This window comes from Mesorhizobium sp. RSR565B (genome assembly GCF_054719465.1).
This window is the reverse complement of the sequence record NZ_JBTTIE010000001.1, coordinates 1,626,285-1,644,222: the sequence shown is the minus strand read 5'-3', so window position 1 is coordinate 1,644,222 and position 17,938 is coordinate 1,626,285. Positions and strand designations below refer to the sequence as shown.

The following is a 17,938-nucleotide window of genomic DNA, read 5'->3' as shown; positions in this document are numbered from 1 at the left end:
GGGCTTATCCCGGCAGGAGGGATCACCATGACGACGCTGTTTTCGAAGCTGTTCACCTCTCACCCGGCCAAGGTGGGCGAGACCTATTTCAGCCATATGGCCTTTGCCGCCTGGTTCTGCTCGCGCCTCCTGATGGCCGCTGGTGCGGCACTCGTTCACGCTTTCTTGCCGTTTCTCTTCGAAACTGCGGCAAGCCGAATCGTTCGCGAACTCTACGAGCGGACGCACAACAGAGGCTCGCACGCGTTCAAGGAGCCCCAGGCTCTCTTGGATCGCGCCTAGGATTGGTTAGAAGCGATGTGCCGATGGGCGGCCTATCTGGGTGAAGCGGTCTTCCTCGAAGACGTCGTCACCGCGCCTTGCCACTCGCTGATTGCCCAGAGCCATTGCGCCCAGGAAGCCAAGTCGCCGACCAATGGCGACGGTTTCGGCCTTGCCTGGTATGGCGACCGGCCCGAGCCCGGCCTCTACCGCGACATCCTGCCGGCCTGGTCGGATCCCAATCTGAAAAGCCTGTGCCGGCAGATCAAATCCGGCCTGTTCCTCGCCCATGTCAGGGCGTCGACCGGCGGCGCCACCAGCCGCATGAACTGCCATCCCTTCATCTCCGGCAGCTGGTCGTTCATGCACAATGGCCAGATCGGCGGCTTCGAAAAGATCCGCCGCGCGCTGGAGAACTCGCTCTGCGACGCCGTCTTCGACCAGCGCGAGGGCACCACCGATTCCGAATTGTTTTTCCTGCTGATGATCGATGAGGGTCTTGCTGGCGACCCGCAAGGGGCAGTATCGCGCGCCACCGCTCGGGTTCTAGAGGCGTCACGCCACGCCGGTCTGGAGCCAGCCGTGAAACTGACCGCAGCGTTCTCGGATGGGCAGGCGCTCTATGCCGTGCGCTACGCCAGCGACGCCCACGCGCCGACGCTGTACACGTCGGTGCGCAATGCCGGCCGTTGCATCGTGTCGGAGCCTTTCGATCGCGAGGGCGGGGAATGGCAGGCCATCCCGCCGGCGAGTTTTGTGACCATTACGGGTGATGGGATGAGCATTCGGCCGTTCGTGCCGGCTGTGGCAAGGCTGGCACTGGTCGTCTAGGCCCTAGTCTAGGCCGCATTCTTCGCGCCCCCCTCTGTCCTGCCCTCCCCACGAGGGGGGAGATTGGAGGTCACGGCGGCCTTCGCCAATTTTCAACGCAGGAAAAGGGGCGCCGAAGCCAAAGCTGCCAATCGCCCCCCAAAGTGGGGGAGATGTCCGGCAGGACAGAGGGGGGCGCCGTAGAGCGCCAACCTCAACCGACCGGCAAGCGCAATTTTGATCAAGCGCCGATGATCTCCGAATGCTGAACTTGGTTTTAAACCGCGATACGTTTGGCAGCAGCCGGAGCAATCATGGACCTCGCCTTTTCCTCGACCATCGATCTCGCCGCCGCAATCGCGGCGCGAAAGATCTCCGCCGTCGAAGCTCTGGACGCCCATCTGGTCCAAATCGACCGACACAACGAGGCCGTCAACGCCATCGTCAATCTCGACCGCGAAGGCGCCCGTGAGCGCGCTGAAAACGCCGACGTGGCATTGGCGCATGGCGATGCGCTCGGCCCGCTGCATGGCGTGCCCTTCACCCTGAAGGATACGCACGAAACGGCCGACATGGAGACCACGGTCGGTTTCCCGCCTTTCGCCAACCATACGGCAAAATCGGACAGCCCGGTCGTCTCCCGATTGAAAGCCGCAGGCGGCGTCCTGATAGGCAAAACCAATGTCGCGACCATGCTGGGCGACTGGCAGTCGGACAACCCGCTGTTCGGTCGCACCAGCAATCCGTGGAACCGCTCGCGCACGTCAGGCGGGTCCAGCGGTGGCGCCGCGGCAGCGGTGGCGACCGGCATGACGCCGTTCGATGTCGGAACCGACATGCAGGATTCGATCCGCCTGCCGTCGGCTTTTTGCGGTGTCTACGGGTTGAAACCGACCGAGCACCGCGTGTCGCTGGCCGGCGCCTTCCCCGATCCGAACGGCGCGGCGCGAAGCGTGCGGTTGATGTCCTGCCTCGGCCCGCTGGCGCGCAGCGTGGACGATCTTGCGCTGATCTACAAAATCATCGCCGGCCCGGACGGAGCAGACACCGACCTCGCGCCGGTGCATTTAGAGGCCATGCCCAGGCTCGACCTCAAGACATTGCGCATCGCCGCCGCGCCGTCCTTTCCCGGCTTTCCGGTGGCTGGCAAAATCGCTGCCGCAGTCGAAATCCTGGCCAAGCGGTTGCAATCAGCAGGGGTGATTGTGGAAGAAGCGAACTTGCCTGAGATCGATCTGCATGACGATCTGGAGCAGGGCGGCGATCTGATCGGCATGATGTTGGAGGCAGCGCAGCCCGAACCACCGGAGCAGCCAACGCCGATCACCAATTGGTTCGAGGCGCTCGCTCGCCGCGACCGCTCCATCCTGGCCTGGGACAGGTTCTTCGAAACCTGCGATGCCTTGCTGTGCCCGGTCGCCATGACCACGGCCTTCGCGCATTGTGAGCCCGGCACGCCGATCGAAGTCGACGGCAAGGAGCTAAGCTATTGGATGCTACCGGCCTATGGCGCGGTCTTCAATTATTCCGGCCATCCGGCACTCTCGCTGACCTGCGGGCAAGACCGCGACGGCCTGCCCATCGGCCTGCAACTGGTCGGCAAGCGCTGGTCGGAATCGCGCCTGCTTGGCATCGGGAAGGCAATCGAAGCGTTCACCGGCGGCTTCAAGCGTCCGCCGGGCTACTGAGCAAACCGACCCAACCCATAAGGCGTCAGCAGCGGATCACGCTCGCCGTCGAGAATTTCGCGCGTGGCGAACAGCCCGACCGCCGGCGCCAGCGTGATGCCGGAATGCATGACGGCGACATAGAGGCCGTCGGCGCCCTCGGCGCGGCCTATGATCGGAAAGCCGTCGATCGGCGTCGGCCGGTAGCCAACCGTGTGGAAATCGAATTCCAGTTCGTCGGCGCCGCGCAAGGCCGCCTTCATTGCTGCAAACAGCTCGCGCGCCGTGGCGTCGGGATTCTCACCGGGATCGCTCCCCGCGAAATCCGAGCCGGCGATGATGCGGCCCTCCGCCGTCTGGCGCATATGCAGCTTTTCGGCATGCACCAGCCCGTTGAGGAGCTTCTTGTAGGGCTGCGAGTGGACGATCAGACCGGGCGGCGTCTCGATCGGCAGCTTGATGCCGGCGGTAGCGGCAATATCGGGTGCCCCGACACCGGCTGCGATCACCACCTCGTCGGCTGCCATCAGCCCATGCGATGTATCGACACCGCTAATCCTGCCATCTGTCTGGACAATCGCGGTTACAGAACTGGAAAGAATGCGCGCGCCGCGCCGTTCTGCATCGGCCAGCAGCGCCTTGGCCGCCGCAACCGGTTCGGCCACGCCTTCCTCCGCGACATTAACCGCGAATTCAGGCGGTTCGACGAGATTGGGCTCGATTTGCGCTGCCCGCCCGGCGTCGACGCGTTCGATGCCGTAACCCCAGGAAGCATGCTCAGCCGCGTAGGCTTCGAGCCTGTCGGCCGGCAGATCCCAGCACAGCCCGCCGCACCAGGCGAGCGGCAGGCCGGGCAGCTCGTTTGCCAGCCGCTTCCATTCGGCCATCGCACGGATGCGCAGCCGAAAATAGATTTCGGGACTGCCCCAGCTGGCATTGATCCAGGCAAAGGAATTGGGTGTGGCGATACCGCCCGCACCGCTCTCCGAAACCACCGACACCCGCGCCCCGGCCTTGGTCAGGTGCCAGGCGATGGACGCCCCGATAATGCCGGCGCCGATGACGATGACTTCTTTAGCGCTGCTCATACCGGACCTCTCAAAATGGGCTCCTCTGATGCCACCGCAGCGGGTTAAGCTCAAGGGCGGTCGAGGCCTGCCGGCCCGAAACGGTCGACAGGCTGGCAATGCGCTGCTAGAAGCCCGCGCCACAGACAGGATTCCAGAAATTGGCTGAAGACATCGAACAGGCGGTATCGCGCCGCCGCACTTTCGCGATCATCGCCCACCCCGACGCCGGCAAGACGACGCTCACCGAAAAGCTGCTGCTGTTCGGCGGCGCCATCCAGCTTGCCGGCGAGGTCAAGGCCAAGAAGGACCGCATCCAGACCCGGTCCGACTGGATGAAGATCGAGCGCGAGCGCGGCATTTCGGTCGTCACTTCGGTGATGACCTTCGAATACGAGGACAATGTCTTCAACCTGCTCGATACGCCCGGCCACGAGGATTTTGCCGACGACACCTACCGCACGCTGTCGGCGGTGGACTCGGCCGTCATGGTCATCGACGCCGCCAAGGGCATCGAGCCGCGCACGCTGAAGCTGTTCGAGGTCTGCCGGCTGCGCGATATCCCCATCATCACCTTCATCAACAAGATGGACCGCGAAAGCCGCGACCCCTTCGAGATTTTGGACGAGATCGAGCAGAAGCTGGCGCTGGACACTGCCCCCATCACCTGGCCGATCGGCCGCGGCAAGACTTTTGCCGGCACCTACCACCTGGCGCTCAACGCTGTGCGCAGGGGCGATGCCGAGAAAGACCGCACACCGGTCAACGGCCCCGACTCCAACCGCGTCGCCGGCCTGCTGCCGGAAAACGAGCGCGAAGCCTTCATCGAGGAGCTGGAACTCGCGCGCGAGGCCTGCCGACCTCTTGATATTGACGCGTTCCGCGAAGGCCATCTGACACCGGTCTATTTCGGCTCCGCGCTGCGCAATTACGGCGTGCGCGACCTGATCGAGGCGCTCGGCGCCTTCGGCCCGCCGCCGCGCGCGCAGGAGGCCGACACCCGCAAGGTCGAGGCGACGGAGGAGAAGATGACCTCCTTCGTGTTCAAGATCCAGGCCAATATGGACCCCAACCACCGCGACCGCATCGCTTTCGTGCGCGTCTGCTCGGGCAAGCTCGAGCGCGGCATGAAGGCCAAGCTGGTGCGCACCGGCAAGCCGATGAGCCTGTCGGCGCCGCAATTCTTCTTCGCTCGCACTCGCGTCACCGCCGACGAAGCGTTTGCCGGCGATGTCGTCGGCATTCCCAACCACGGCACGCTGCGTATCGGCGATACGCTGACCGAAGGCGAGGAGATACTGTTCCGCGGCGTACCCAACTTCGCGCCGGAAATCCTGCGCCGTGTGCGCCTCGGCGACGCGATGAAGGCGAAAAAACTCAAGGAAGCGCTGCACCAGATGGCCGAGGAAGGCGTCGTGCAGCTGTTTTCGCCGGAAGACGGCTCGCCGGCCATCGTCGGCGTTGTCGGCGCGCTGCAGCTCGACGTCTTGAAGGAAAGGCTGAATTTCGAATACACGCTGCCGGTCGAATTCGAAATGTCGCGCTTCTCGGTCTGCCGCTGGATCTCCGCCGACGACAAGGCCGAGACGCTTCGCTTCATTGAGGCGCATCGCGGCGATATCGCCCGCGACCTCGACAACGATCCGGTGTTTCTGGCCCAGCACGCCTTCTCGCTGAACTACGAAGCCGAACGCTGGAAAGCCATCCGCTTCGCTACCATCAAGGACTACCAGGTCCGCGACAAGGCGGCGTAAGGCGCCCCTTTTCCTTCTGCCCGTTTACGCGGAGAAGGTGCCCGAAGGGCGGATGAGGGGCAGCGCCGACGTTGAAGGGTCAATTGGCTCCAACGCGCGCCGGCCGTTCGCATGGCTCAGGGCGTTCGAAGCTCGAAAAGCAAAGCAATTGGCTTTTCGTCCGCTACGCGGTCGCTTCTCACCCCTTCGCAGCTTCCTCGATCTTGGCAATATCGATCTTGCTCATCTGCATCATCGCCGACATCACCCGCCCGGCCTTGGCCCGGTCCGGATCCAGAAGCAGGCGCGGCAGCTGCTCCGGCACGACTTGCCAGGAGACGCCGAACTTGTCCTTCAGCCAGCTGCATTGCGACGGTTCGCCGCCGCCTTCGATGAGCTTGTCCCAGAAATAATCGACCTCTTCCTGGGTCTTGCAGTCGATCGACTGTGACATCGCCTCGTTGAACTTGAATTGCGGTCCGCCGTTGAGTGCCTGGAACTGCACGCCGTCGAGTTCGAACGTGGTCACCAGCGCCTTGCCGGCATCGGCATGGCCTTCGGGCCAACGCAGCACGCTCAGCACCTTCGAATTCTTGAAGATGGAGACGTAGAAATTCATCGCCTCTTCGGCCTGGCCATCGAACCACAGGCAGGTGGTGATCTTTTGCATGTCATGCTCCTCGGTGTTTGGTTGCGGTTACAGGTGAAGCTGCTGACGTATAGAAATGGTGCCATTCCCTTGCCGTCGTCCAAGGACGGATGCCGGGCTAGCGATCCGACACTGGCCGGCAATCTTTTTCGAAACCCTGATTTCAGCGAGACTCTGGCGCATTGCAAAAATGTGGCCAGACCATACTTGCCGGTCTATAAACCCTGCGGTCCAAATTAAGCGCCGCCACGCTCCGCGTTGAGCGCAGCCAGCCAGCCAAGGAAAATTCATGCCTGCCTATCGCTCCCGCACCACCACCCACGGCCGCAACATGGCCGGCGCCCGCGGCCTGTGGCGCGCCACCGGCATGAAGGATTCGGACTTCGGCAAGCCGATCATCGCGGTGGTCAATTCCTTCACCCAGTTCGTGCCCGGCCATGTGCATCTGAAGGACCTTGGCCAACTGGTGGCGCGCGAGATCGAGAAGGCCGGCGGCGTCGCCAAGGAGTTCAACACCATCGCCGTTGATGACGGCATCGCCATGGGCCATGACGGCATGCTCTATTCGCTGCCGTCGCGCGAGCTGATCGCGGATTCGGTCGAGTATATGGTCAACGCGCATTGCGCCGATGCCATGGTCTGCATCTCCAATTGCGACAAGATCACGCCCGGCATGCTGATGGCCTCCTTGCGCCTCAATATCCCAAGCGTCTTCGTCTCCGGGGGGCCGATGGAAGCCGGCAAGGTGGTGCTCGCCGGCAAGACACAGGCGCTCGACCTGGTCGACGCCATGGTTGCCGCCGCCGACGACAAGATCTCCGACGAGGACGTCAAGGTCATCGAACGCTCGGCCTGCCCGACCTGCGGCTCGTGCTCCGGCATGTTCACCGCCAATTCGATGAATTGCCTGACCGAGGCGCTCGGCCTGTCGCTACCCGGCAACGGCTCGACCCTGGCAACCCACGCCGACCGCAAGCGGCTGTTCGTCGAGGCCGGCCATCTCATCGTCGATCTCGCCCAGCGCTACTACGAGCAGGATGATGAGTCCGCACTGCCGCGCAGCATCGCCTCCAAGGGCGCCTTCGAGAACGCCATGACGCTCGACATCGCCATGGGAGGCTCGACCAACACCGTGCTGCATATCCTGGCCGCCGCGCACGAGGGCGAAGTCGACTTCACCATGGAAGACATCGACCGGCTGTCACGGCGGGTTCCGGTGCTATGCAAGGTCGCACCGGCCAAGTCCGACGTGCATATGGAAGACGTCCACCGCGCCGGCGGCATCATGGCCATCCTTGGCCAGCTCGACAATGCCGGGCTGCTCAATCGCGACCTGCCCACGGTGCATACGGCGAGCCTTGCCGAAGCGCTCGACCATTGGGACATTTCCCGCACGTTGAGCCAGAGCGTCCGCGATTTCTTCCTCGCCGCTCCGGGGGGCGTGCCGACGCAGGTCGCCTTCAGCCAGGACCGCCGCTGGGACGAGCTCGATCTCGACCGCGAGAAGGGCGTCATCCGCTCAGCCAAGACGCCGTTCTCGAAAGACGGCGGCCTCGCCGTGCTGAAAGGCAATCTGGCGCTCGACGGCTGCATCGTGAAGACCGCGGGCGTCGATGAATCGATCCTGAAGTTCACCGGCCCGGCCCGCGTGTTCGAAAGCCAGGACGCCTCCGTCAAGGCGATCCTGTCCAACGAGATCAAGGCCGGCGATGTTGTCGTCATCCGCTATGAAGGACCGCGCGGCGGTCCCGGCATGCAGGAAATGCTGTATCCCACGAGCTATCTGAAGTCGAAAGGCCTCGGCAAAGCCTGCGCGCTGGTCACCGACGGCCGCTTCTCCGGCGGCACATCAGGCCTGTCGATCGGCCATGCCTCGCCCGAAGCAGCGGAAGGCGGCACGATCGGACTGGTGCAGGAAGGCGATACGATCGAGATCGACATCCCCAACCGCACGATCCGGCTTGCTGTCAGCGACGCTGAACTCGACGCGCGCCGCGCGGCCATGGAGGCAAAGGGCGCCATGGCCTGGAAGCCCGAGGAAAAGCGCAAACGCAAGGTGACGACCGCGCTGCGCGCTTACGCCGCCTTCGCCACCAGCGCCGACAAGGGCGCGGTGCGGCACGTGCCGGAGTGAGGGGGGGCGGCGCCGACCCCCACCCCGCTGCTGCGCAGCGACCCTCCCCACAAGGGGGAGGGTAAAGCTCACGGCATCAGCTGATACTCATAAAGCTTCTGATACAGCCCGCCCTGGTTGAGCAGCGTGCGATGCGCGCCGCTTTCCACCACCTTGCCGGCCTCCAGCACCACGATCGTGTCGGCCTGGTGCACGGTCGACAGGCGGTGGGCAATGACGATGGTGGTGCGCCCGACCGTCAGCTGCTGCAGCGCGTCGCGGAAAAGCGCCTCGGATTCGGCGTCGAGCGCGCTGGTCGCCTCGTCCAGAAGCAGGATTTCGGCATTGCGCAGCATGGCGCGTGCGATCGAGATGCGCTGGCGCTGGCCGCCTGACAGCAGCGCGCCATTCTCGCCGACATCCGTGTCGTAGCCTTTCGCCTGGGCGCTGATGAAGTCATGTGCATTGGCGGCCCTTGCGGCGGCCATTACTTCTTCGTCGGTGGCGCCCTCGCGCCCGAGCCTGATGTTGTGCATGATCGTGCCGGCAAACAGGAACGTGTCCTGGCTGACATACGCGATCTTTTCCCTGACCGAGGTGAGCGTGGCACAAGAAATGTCCTGGCCATCGAACATCACCTTGCCGACCTGCGGGTCGTACATGCGCATGATCAGGTTGAGGATGGTCGACTTGCCGCTGCCCGAGGGTCCGACGAGCGCCGTCATTTTGCCTGCGGCAAGCGTCAGGTCCAGTCCCTCGAACACCGGCGCGCTTTCGGGGTAGGCGAAGCTGACATTGTCGAAATGGATCTCGCCCGGCCCGGCCCGCAGCGGCTTTGCATCCGGCTTTTCGGCCAGCGTCAGCGGCCGGTCGGCGAGCTGGAACATCATGCGCACGCCGACAATGCCGGTTTCAAGCGAGATGCGTACGCGGGCCAGGCGCTTGGCCGGCTCATAGGCCAACAGCAGCGCCGCGATGAAGGCCATGATGTTGCCCGGCATCTGACCGCCGCCGCCCAGAACCAGGAAGCCGCTGACAAAAACGGCGCCAGCGATGGCCAGCCCCGCAAGCGTTTCCATCACCGGGCTGGTGGCGGCCTCCAGCGTGGCGATGTTGTTGGCGCGGCTCTCCACGTCCGACACGGCCTTGTACATGCGCTCGCGCATGGCGCCTTCGAGACCGAAGGATTTGACGACGCGCACGCCGATCGCCGTTTCCTGCATCACCTGCACGATCTGGCCGAGCGAACGGAATTCTTGCGAGGCAATTTTTCGGACGCGCTTGAGGATACGATTGACGCCGTAAATGGCGATCGGCCCGATCACCAGACAGATGAGGGACAGCGCCGGCTGCTGCCAGACCATCACACCCACCAGCGCAGCCAGCGTCACCAGGTCGCGAACATAGGACGTGACGATTTGGTCGAGCACGCTGCGCGCGGCCTGGGCATTGTTCGTCATGCGCGAAATCAGTTCGGACGAAGAGGTCGAATGATAGAATTCGATGCCTTGTGCCAGAATGCTGTCATAGATCTTGCGCTGCCGGTCTGCGATGATGGCATTGCCGACCCTGCTCATGAAGTAGGCCTGGATGAAGTTTGCGAAGCCCTTGAGAATGAAAATCGCTCCGGTCGCCGCCGCGATCAGATTGACCTGCCCAATCCTCTTGTAAACCACGAATTCATTGGTGATTTCGCGCAGCATATAGGCGCTGGCTGCTGTCGTTGCCGCCACCACCAGCATCGACAGAATGGCCGCAGCGTAGCCAAATCTATGTGCGTGAAAGGATTCCCGCAAAAGCCTTGCGATAAGGCGCTGGTTTTCCGTCGAACGGAAGAAGCGAAACAAATGGCCGATCCCATGCCTGACTGACGAATTTCGGATTCGCCACCGGGGCGAAAGGCGGCTTATAGAGCGAGTTGTGGCCGGATGGAACCTTTCGCTGTCGCGGAGACAATCGGCTGCGGCACGGTGTCTTTTGCGCCACGATTGCGGCGACTGATCTGCAGGGAGATGACGACAGATGGATTTCGATCTTGTTGTGCGTGGCGGAACGCTGCCCGACGGCACCGTCGCCGACCTCGGCATCATCGGCGAGACGATCGTCGCCATCGAGTCCGAACTGCATGTCAGCGCCGGCACGGCGATCGACGCCCGTGGCAATCTGATCTCGCCGCCCTTCGTCGATCCGCATTTCCATATGGACGCGACGCTGTCCTACGGCATTCCACGCATCAACGCTTCGGGTACGCTGCTGGAGGGCATTTCGCTATGGGGCGAGCTGAAGCCGCTCCTGACGCATGACGCGGTTCACGAGCGGGCGCTCGCCTATTGCGACTGGGCGGTCTCGATGGGCCTGCTCGCCATCCGTACCCATGTCGATGTCTGCGACGACCGGCTGCTGGCGGTCGAGGCGCTGCTCGACGTCAAGAAGATTGTCGCGCCCTATATCGATCTGCAACTGGTCGCTTTCCCGCAGGATGGCTTCTACCGTTCGCCGACGGCGCGCCAGAACACGCTGCGCGCGCTCGACATGGGCGTCGACATCGTCGGCGGCATCCCGCATTTCGAACGCACCATGGCCGACGGCACGCGCTCGGTGACCGAATTGTGCGAAATCGCGGCGAAGCGCGGGCTGATGGTCGACCTGCATTGCGACGAGACCGACGATCCGCTGTCGCGCCACATCGAGCAGCTTGCCTATGAGACGCAGCGCCTTGGCCTGCAGGGCAAGGTGGCCGGCTCGCACCTCACCTCGATGCACTCGATGGACAATTATTACGTCTCCAAGCTGCTGCCGCTGATCGCCGAGGCCGGTGTCTCGGCGATCCCCAATCCGTTGATCAACATCATGCTGCAGGGCCGCCACGACACGTTTCCCAAACGCCGCGGGATGACCCGGGTCAAGGAGATGCTGGCGCTCGGCATCCGGGTCGGTTGGGGCCAGGATTGCGTTCTCGACCCCTGGTATTCGCTGGGCACCGCCGACATGCTCGACGTCGCCTTCATGGGGCTTCACGTCGCTCAGATGTCGAGCCCTGCCGACATGGCACGCTGCTTCGACATGGTCACCAACGTCAACGCCGCCATCATGGGCCTCGATCATCTCGGCCTTGCCGTGGGCAAGCGCGCCAGCTTCGTCATTCTCGATGCCGGCAACCCGATCGAGGCCTTGAGGCTGCGTGCCGAACGGCTGTGCGTCGTCGCCAGGGGCAAGGTGGTGGCCGAGCGCACGAAGCAGGAGACACGGCTGTCGATCGCCGGCCGTCCCGGACAGGTAAACCGGCGGCACAAAACTGCGTAGAAACAGCCGATTTCCGCCGCTGGTCTTACCGATTTGCCTCGTCAAAGCGGCCGCTTGCAGCTAGGGAGCCGCATGGCCCAGTCGCTCGTCCGCACCTTCACCATCAGGAACGCGCTCCTGGCCGGCATCCTGTTGATGCTGGCCGGCGACTTCATGTTCGCGCTGAACGACGCGATGGGCAAATGGCTGGTCGCCAGCTTCTCGGTCGGTCAGGTGGTGCTGATCCGATCGATCGGCGCCTTCATCGTGCTCGGCCCGATGATCGCCAACCAGGGCGCCGGCAGACTGTTCCGGATGGAGCGGCCGGTCCTCCAGATTCTGCGCGTGCTGGCGACCACGGCGGACACGGCGCTGTTCTATGCCGCCGTCGTCTATCTTCCGCTTGCCGACGTGATGAGCTTCTACATGGCCGGGCCGATCTATGTGGCGGCGCTGTCGCATTTCCTGCTCGGCGAAAAGGTCGGCTGGCGCCGCTGGGCCGCCATCCTGGTCGGCTTCTGCGGCGTGCTGATCATCTTGAAGCCGTCTTCGGCGGCGTTCTCGCAGTCCTCGCTGTTCGCACTGGTCGGCAGCATTGCCTTCGCCTTCGCCATCATCCTCAGCCGCCGCCTGCGCGGCACCAGCGACACAACGCTGGTCACCTGGCAGACTATCGGCACGCTGCTGGTCGGCGGCGTGATGACCATAGGCGCCTGGCAGACGCCCTCGGCACTCGATTTCGGCGCCATGCTCCTGCTCGGCATCGTCTCCTGCAGCGCGCATCTGATGATTACCAGGGCGCTGAAACTGGCCCCTGCCTCGACGCTGGCGCCGCTGCACTACAGCCTGCTTCTATGGGCGGTGATCTTCGGCCTGGCCTTCTTCGGCGACGTGCCGGGACCGCGCATCCTGATCGGCTCGGCCATCGTCGTGCTCGCCGGCCTGTTCATCTTCCACCGCCAGAAGGTGGTCGAAACAGGCGTGCCGCCGGAGAACGTGCCGAAAGGCGTGAATTGACCTAACCTTGGCGCACCGCCGCCAGATGCCGTGAAAACTCAGGCGTTTCCATCAGCGCCTTGCAACGGGCGAAGCGGCCGTCGGCATAGGCGCGGAAATCCTCGACCGGGTTGTTGTTGGCAAGCTGGATAAGGCCCCAGAGCGTCCACAACAGGTCGCACATCGCCTTGTAGGTGACGACGCGGCCGCGCTCGGCCGGTTTTGCCTCGCCGCCGAAATAGGCGCGCATCATCACTTCCTCCTGCGCGGTGTCGAACCGGCCTTCGACCGAGAGGTCGCCGAGATCCCAGAGCGGGTCATTCATCCCCGAATATTCCCAGTCGACGATCCACATCCGCTCGCCCGTATCGAGCAAATTCTCGCACAGCGGATCGCAATGGCAGGCGGCAAGCGGCAGTCTATGCGCGGCAAGGGACGCACGCACGGTGGCGGATTCGCGCACCACGTCGTGGTAGCCCGGCGGCAAGGCGACGTCCTTGGTCGACAAGACCTTGAGATAGTCGTCGATCATCGCAAACAGCTCGAAGCGGAACGGGAACACCGCGCCTGACGAGTGCAGCTTGCGGAAGGCCTCGCCGGCGCGGGCCGGGCTGCCGTCGCGCAGCTTGAACTTCTCCGGCGACATTGTCTCGGCGCCGGCAACGAAGCGGCTCGCCATCACGCCTGTCGCAGGGTCGACATGCAGCACCTCGGGACTGACGCCGGCCTTGGCCGCCTCACGCGCCGCCACCGCTTCATTGGCGCGGTTGATATACTCCTCCGTGCCTTTGCCGGGGATACGCAGGCAGATATCGCCGGCCCGAAAGACGAGATTGGTCATCCCGCCCAGCCGCTCAAGCGGTCCGTCATAGCCCGCTAATGCCGGAATCGCTGCAAGTGTTGCGCGTGCCTCGTCGGTCCCCATGCCTGTTGCCCCTGGCGTGTTATTTCTTGCGACAACGGTTCCACAGTTTTCGCCGTTTGGCTATCATCCCGATCGAGGGTGAGCAGCGAGCTGGCGGAGAAACAGCCATGGCGGGCAACAAGGATCATGGCGGGCTTGGCGCCGCCTATTCAGCGCAACGGCCCGAGGACGTCGCCGCGATCTATGACAATTGGTCGGAAACCTACGATGCCGATATGTCGGCCGCCGGCTACCGCCATCCGACGATCTGCCTGGCCCTGCTCGCACGGCATCTGCCGCGCGGCGCGGCCCCGCTTCTCGACGCCGGGGCCGGCACCGGGCTGATCAGCGAGTGGCTGGCCATTACCGGCTATCCCCAGGTCGAAGCGCTCGATATTTCGCAAGGCATGCTGGCCAAGGCGGCGGCAAAGGGCGTCTATTCGGCACTGCATTGCCTGGCGCTCGGCGGGCCGCTCCCCTTTGCCGACAATGCCTATGCCGGCATCGTCTCGGCCGGCGTTTTCACCTCCGGGCATGTCGGCGCCGAGGGACTGGACGAACTGATCCGCATCTGCCGGCCGGACGGCATCATCGTGCTGACGGTCAAGAACACGCTGTGGAACGCCGGCTTCGCCGAACGCATCGCTGCGCTCGAGGCTGAGGGCAGGGTTGTCCGCGCCGAGGAGACGGCGCCCTATGTCTCGATGCCGGGCGAGTCGGATACCGTGCCCAGCCGCGGCCTCGTGCTTCGTGTGAGCTAATCCAGGTTTCGTCTACGCTTTGATCTTGCTCATCGCCGGATCGTACATCGGCTCGAGATGGATCTTGGCCGGCGTCCGTTCCATCGCCACCACCAGCTCATAGTCGCCTGAGCTGAGAAAATCGTCGCTGACGCCATCGGCGTTGCGGACATAGCCATAGCCGATGTTCTTAGCCAGCGTGTAGCCATAACCGCCGCTGGTGAGATAGCCGACCGGTTCGCCATTGCGCAAAATCGTCTCGCGCCCGACCAGCACGATATCGGGATCGTCGACCGTGAAGCCGGCAAAGCGTTTCTTCAGGTCGGCGCCGCTGATCTTTTCGAGCGCCCGCCGGCCGACGAAATCGGTGTTCTTCCTCAGCTTCACCGCCCAGCCGAGGCCGGCCTCCTGAGGCGTGTCGTTGGGGGTGATGTCGGAGCCCCAGGCGCGGTAGCCTTTCTCCAGCCGAAGTGATTCCAGCGCCCGATAGCCGATCGGCCGGATGCCGTGCGGCTTGCCTGCCGCCATCAGCGTGTCGAAGATTTCGCCGGTGGCGGCGATTGGCACATGCAATTCCCAGCCGAGCTCGCCGACATAGGTGACGCGCAGCGCCCGCACCGTGTGACCGGCAATAGCGATCTCGCTGACATGGCCGAATGGGAAGGCGGCATTTGAGACATCCGCGTCGGTGACGGCCGAAAGCACATCGCGGGCGCGCGGTCCCATCAGCGACAGCGTGCCGAAATCCTCGGTGACATCTTTCAACGTCACGTCGAGGCCCTTGCCGACATGGTCGCCGATCCAGGAGAGATCATGCGTGCGGAAGCCGGTGCCGGTGACGATGTAGAATTTGTCTTCGGCGAGCCTGGCCACCGTCAAATCGGCCTCGATGCCGCCGCGCGTGTTGAGAAGCTGCGTGTAGGTCAGCCGTCCCACCGGCTTGGCGACATCGTTGGCGCAGATCCAGTCCAGCGCCTTAGCCGCATCCGAACCCGTCATTTCGTATTTGGCGAAGGACGACTGGTCGAAGATGCCGACCTTTTCGCGCACATGCCGGTGCTCGTCGCCGACGGCTGAGAACCAGTTCTGCCGGCCCATCGAATAGACGTCTTCGGGCTTGGTGCCCTGCGGTGCGAACCAGTTCGGCCGTTCCCAGCCGAGCTTGGAGCCGAACACCGCGCGGTGCTCTTTCAGCCGGTCATAGAGCGGCGAGACGATGCGCGGCCGGCCCGACAAATACTCCTCATGTGGAAAGCCGATCGTGTAATGCTTGCCATAGGCTTCCAGCGTGCGATCGCTGACCCATTGCCGATCGCGATGCAGGCCGGAAAAGCGCCTGATGTCGACCACCCAGAGGTCGAGCGGCGCTTCACCGTCGACCACCCATTGCGCCAGCACCCAGCCGGCGCCGCCGCCGGAAGCGATGCCGAAGGCGTTGAAGCCGGCGCCGACGAACATGTTGGCGCATTCGGGCGCGACACCGAGGATGAAATTGCCGTCCGGCGTAAAACTCTCCGGCCCGTTGATCATCTGCTTGACGCCGACCGTCTCCAGCGCCGGCACGCGCGCGATCGCCTGGCTCATATGCTGTTCGAAATGATCGTAGTCGTCGTCGAACAGGCGGAACTCCCAGTCATCGGGGACATCGCCGCCGGGCAGGCCGGTCGCCCAGGCCTGCGGGTTCGGCTCATAGCCGCCCATCACCAGCCCGCCGACCTCTTCCTTGAAATAGGTGCGGCGGTCGGGATCGCGGATTGTCGGCGCGTCGGTCGCCAGCCCGTCGATCTTCTCGGTGATGATGTACTGGTGCTTGACCGGTTGCAGCGGCACGCAAATGCCGGCCATCGCGCCGACCTGGCGTGACCATTGCCCGGCGCAGTTCACCACCTTGTCGCAAGCAATGTCGCCCTTGTTGGTCTTCACCGCGGTGATGTGCCCGTCCATCATGTCAAATCCGGTGACGCGGACATCCTCGAACAGCTTCGCGCCATGCATGCGCGCGCCCTTGGCCAGCGACTGCGTGATGTCGGAGGGGCTGGCCTGCCCATCGGTCGGCAGCCAGGAGGCGCCGACGAGGTCGCTGGTCTCCAGCAGCGGCCACACCTTTTTGACCTCCCCTGGCGACAGCAACTGCATGTCCATGCCGAAGCTCCTGGCCGTCGTCGCCAGCCGTTTATATTCGGTCCAGCGGTCGGCATTGGTCGCAAGCCTGAGGCACCCGGTCATCTTCCAGCCGGTAGCGAGCCCGGTTTCGGCTTCCAGTCCCTTGTAGAGCTCGACCGAATATTTGAGCACGCGGGTGATCGAGGCCGACGAGCGCAACTGGCCGACCAGCCCGGCCGCATGCCAGGTCGAGCCCGAGGTCAGCTTGCCCTGTTCCAGCAGCACGACATCGGCCTTGTGGTCGCGCGCCAGGTGATAGGCCGTCGAACAGCCGATAATGCCGCCGCCGATGACGACGATGCCGGCATGTGTAGGCAATGTCATGACTGTGTCCCGTACTTCGTGCGGTAATTGTCCAGCGCCGCGTCGAGCCGCGTCAGGTTCTCCGCGGTGTAGGCGACGTAGTCGATGCCGGGCGCGTCGAGGTAAAGTTCGGAAACCATGCTCCACATCGCCTCGCGCAGCAGCGAGGCGCATTGCATGGCCGCGTGCGAGCGGCGGATCGCCTCATCCGGCTCGCGCATGAAATACGCCGTGAGGAAAGTGAAGGACTCCGCGTCGCTCATCTCGGCGTTGGAGGCAACGCCGGCAAGATCGAACATCGCGGTGTTGAAACCGGCATATTCGAAATCGATGAGCCACAACCTGTCGCCATCGTCGAGGATATTTGCCGGCAAAAGATCATTGTGGCCGAACACGATCGGCAGCAGCTTCTGCGCCCGCTCCAGTTCGTCGGCCAGCGCCAGCAGCCTGGGCAGCTCGTCCCGCTTGCGGCTGCCGCCTTCGCTCAGCGTTCGCGCATAGTCGCGGATGACATGGAAGACCCAGAACATGAAGCCGGCGCCGGAGATGTGATTGGGCATCTCGCGATGGAACCCGCGCATAAGGGCTGCGACGCGGCCGATATTGGCGCGCACATCCTCGGCGACAAAGGTTTTCGCGCCGAGGAATTCCGTGACCATAATGCCGGGTTCGGAATGGCGGACCGCCGGCGCGAAGCCTGCGGCGTGCGCCGCGCGGGCCGTCATCACCTCGCGGTCGCGAAAGACGTGGTGAAATGGATAGTCCTGGCCGAAGCGCACGACATGCCGCCCGGCTGCGTCCTTGACCAGATAATTGGCGTTGCTGAGGCCGCCCGGCAGCGGCGCAATGTCGATGTTGCCGTTCCAGCAGGGCAAGGCCCGGATGCGGTCTTCAGCAGTCACGGGACCATCCCTGACTTTTGCGGAGCTTTCTTGGGCGCCATGCGCCGCGCAACGAGCGTTGGGAAACGCAAAAATCTCGTCGGTGCGGGACGCAGGAACTCCTATCCCGCGCCGCACCGACGAGCCCCTCTGGCCAGGTTTTGATACCCGGTCTCCGCCCCCGCGGATTTGAGAAACTTTTGTGCCAGTTCAAACCCAGACGGTCTGGCCAGACGGTCCGGTCCGTGAATTGCGGCTCTGCCATCACCCTCCCGTGGCAGTTCCGAAGCTGTCACGCCGTCAATGTCACGCCAGTGCTACCTAACTGTCAATGAAATGTTGTGACTTTTTTTGGGTGTTTTGCCCGAA

Annotated in this window: 14 protein-coding genes; 8 read left to right on the top strand and 6 right to left on the bottom strand. The window is 63.7% G+C overall.

The annotated features are described in order from the left end of the window. The first annotated feature begins 27 nt into the window (after positions 1–27). The 3 genes from ACYG9R_RS07880 (at position 28) to ACYG9R_RS07870 (ending at position 2,759) form a co-directional block, all read left to right on the top strand. On the top strand, positions 28–282 hold the full coding sequence (locus tag ACYG9R_RS07880; protein WP_031199307.1) for a DUF6356 family protein: 255 nt from the start codon (positions 28–30) through the stop codon (positions 280–282). 15 nt (positions 283–297) lie between these two features. Next, positions 298–1,092, top strand: a complete 795-nt coding sequence (locus ACYG9R_RS07875) for a class II glutamine amidotransferase (RefSeq protein WP_023823797.1) — start codon at positions 298–300, stop codon at positions 1,090–1,092. Between the two features lie 293 nt (positions 1,093–1,385). Continuing rightward, positions 1,386–2,759, top strand: a complete 1,374-nt coding sequence (locus tag ACYG9R_RS07870) for an amidase (RefSeq protein WP_023823796.1) — start codon at positions 1,386–1,388, stop codon at positions 2,757–2,759. Here the strand turns inward: ACYG9R_RS07870 and ACYG9R_RS07865 are convergent. Beyond that, the gene (locus ACYG9R_RS07865) at positions 2,753–3,826 is read right to left on the bottom strand and encodes an NAD(P)/FAD-dependent oxidoreductase (RefSeq protein ID WP_023823795.1); all 1,074 of its coding nucleotides are present in this window, start codon (positions 3,824–3,826) and stop codon (positions 2,753–2,755) included. The genes ACYG9R_RS07870 and ACYG9R_RS07865 overlap by 7 nt on opposite strands. A 140-nt stretch (positions 3,827–3,966) precedes the next feature. Here ACYG9R_RS07865 and ACYG9R_RS07860 point away from each other — a divergent pair, with 140 nt between their 5' ends. Beyond that, a complete protein-coding gene (locus ACYG9R_RS07860) occupies positions 3,967–5,559 on the top strand; it encodes a peptide chain release factor 3 (protein ID WP_023692644.1) in 1,593 nt (530 codons plus the stop codon). 178 nt (positions 5,560–5,737) lie between these two features. Here the strand turns inward: ACYG9R_RS07860 and ACYG9R_RS07855 are convergent, their stop codons facing one another. Continuing rightward, positions 5,738–6,208, bottom strand: coding sequence for a VOC family protein (locus tag ACYG9R_RS07855; protein ID WP_023823794.1), 471 nt, complete (start codon positions 6,206–6,208; stop codon positions 5,738–5,740). Positions 6,209–6,476: 268 nt separating this feature from the next. On the opposite strand from ACYG9R_RS07855, the gene ilvD reads away from it, so the two are divergent. After that, the gene (ilvD, locus tag ACYG9R_RS07850; RefSeq protein WP_023823793.1) at positions 6,477–8,321 is read left to right on the top strand and encodes a dihydroxy-acid dehydratase; all 1,845 of its coding nucleotides are present in this window, start codon (positions 6,477–6,479) and stop codon (positions 8,319–8,321) included. Between the two features lie 68 nt (positions 8,322–8,389). Here the strand turns inward: ilvD and ACYG9R_RS07845 are convergent, their stop codons facing one another. Further along, positions 8,390–10,147: an ABC transporter ATP-binding protein gene (locus tag ACYG9R_RS07845; RefSeq protein ID WP_023823792.1), complete on the bottom strand. Its 1,758-nt coding sequence runs from the start codon at positions 10,145–10,147 to the stop codon at positions 8,390–8,392. A 175-nt stretch (positions 10,148–10,322) separates the two neighbouring features. Between ACYG9R_RS07845 and ACYG9R_RS07840 the strand changes: the two genes are divergently transcribed. Both ACYG9R_RS07840 and ACYG9R_RS07835 read left to right on the top strand, forming a co-directional pair. Then, entirely contained in the window at positions 10,323–11,603 is a 1,281-nt protein-coding gene (locus ACYG9R_RS07840) for an amidohydrolase family protein (RefSeq protein WP_023816924.1), read from the top strand. Positions 11,604–11,675: 72 nt separating this feature from the next. Then, complete coding sequence (locus ACYG9R_RS07835; protein ID WP_023816925.1) at positions 11,676–12,599, top strand: DMT family transporter; 924 nt, start codon at positions 11,676–11,678, stop codon at positions 12,597–12,599. A 1-nt stretch (position 12,600) separates the two neighbouring features. Here the strand turns inward: ACYG9R_RS07835 and ACYG9R_RS07830 are convergent, their stop codons facing one another. Beyond that, the gene (locus tag ACYG9R_RS07830) at positions 12,601–13,503 is read right to left on the bottom strand and encodes a phosphotransferase family protein (RefSeq protein WP_023823791.1); all 903 of its coding nucleotides are present in this window, start codon (positions 13,501–13,503) and stop codon (positions 12,601–12,603) included. Between the two features lie 107 nt (positions 13,504–13,610). Here ACYG9R_RS07830 and ACYG9R_RS07825 point away from each other — a divergent pair, with 107 nt between their 5' ends. Beyond that, positions 13,611–14,243, top strand: coding sequence for a class I SAM-dependent DNA methyltransferase (locus tag ACYG9R_RS07825; protein WP_023688807.1), 633 nt, complete (start codon positions 13,611–13,613; stop codon positions 14,241–14,243). 12 nt (positions 14,244–14,255) lie between these two features. Here the strand turns inward: ACYG9R_RS07825 and ACYG9R_RS07820 are convergent, their stop codons facing one another. Both ACYG9R_RS07820 and ACYG9R_RS07815 read right to left on the bottom strand, forming a co-directional pair. Next, positions 14,256–16,709, bottom strand: coding sequence for a GcvT family protein (locus tag ACYG9R_RS07820; protein ID WP_023816927.1), 2,454 nt, complete (start codon positions 16,707–16,709; stop codon positions 14,256–14,258). After that, positions 16,706–17,590 carry a phosphotransferase family protein gene (locus tag ACYG9R_RS07815; protein WP_023736174.1) on the bottom strand — a complete coding sequence of 295 codons (885 nt, stop codon included), beginning with the start codon at positions 17,588–17,590 and terminating at the stop codon, positions 16,706–16,708. Before ACYG9R_RS07815 ends, ACYG9R_RS07820 begins: the two co-directional genes overlap by 4 nt. Between the last annotated feature and the right edge of the window lie 348 nt (positions 17,591–17,938).

What these genes read in the sequence shown, in the direction of transcription:
- ACYG9R_RS07870 (WP_023823796.1), top strand. Translation starts at nt 1,386, where the DNA reads ATGGACCTCGCCTTTTCCTCGACCATCGATCTCGCCGCCGCAATCGCG.
- ACYG9R_RS07855 (WP_023823794.1), bottom strand. Translation starts at nt 6,208, where the DNA reads ATGCAAAAGATCACCACCTGCCTGTGGTTCGATGGCCAGGCCGAAGAG.
- ACYG9R_RS07875 (WP_023823797.1), top strand. Translation starts at nt 298, where the DNA reads ATGTGCCGATGGGCGGCCTATCTGGGTGAAGCGGTCTTCCTCGAAGAC.
- ACYG9R_RS07865 (WP_023823795.1), bottom strand. Translation starts at nt 3,826, where the DNA reads ATGAGCAGCGCTAAAGAAGTCATCGTCATCGGCGCCGGCATTATCGGG.
- ACYG9R_RS07835 (WP_023816925.1), top strand. Translation starts at nt 11,676, where the DNA reads ATGGCCCAGTCGCTCGTCCGCACCTTCACCATCAGGAACGCGCTCCTG.
- ACYG9R_RS07830 (WP_023823791.1), bottom strand. Translation starts at nt 13,503, where the DNA reads ATGGGGACCGACGAGGCACGCGCAACACTTGCAGCGATTCCGGCATTA.
- ACYG9R_RS07880 (WP_031199307.1), top strand. Translation starts at nt 28, where the DNA reads ATGACGACGCTGTTTTCGAAGCTGTTCACCTCTCACCCGGCCAAGGTG.
- ACYG9R_RS07840 (WP_023816924.1), top strand. Translation starts at nt 10,323, where the DNA reads ATGGATTTCGATCTTGTTGTGCGTGGCGGAACGCTGCCCGACGGCACC.
- ilvD (WP_023823793.1), top strand. Translation starts at nt 6,477, where the DNA reads ATGCCTGCCTATCGCTCCCGCACCACCACCCACGGCCGCAACATGGCC.
- ACYG9R_RS07820 (WP_023816927.1), bottom strand. Translation starts at nt 16,709, where the DNA reads ATGACATTGCCTACACATGCCGGCATCGTCGTCATCGGCGGCGGCATT.
- ACYG9R_RS07825 (WP_023688807.1), top strand. Translation starts at nt 13,611, where the DNA reads ATGGCGGGCAACAAGGATCATGGCGGGCTTGGCGCCGCCTATTCAGCG.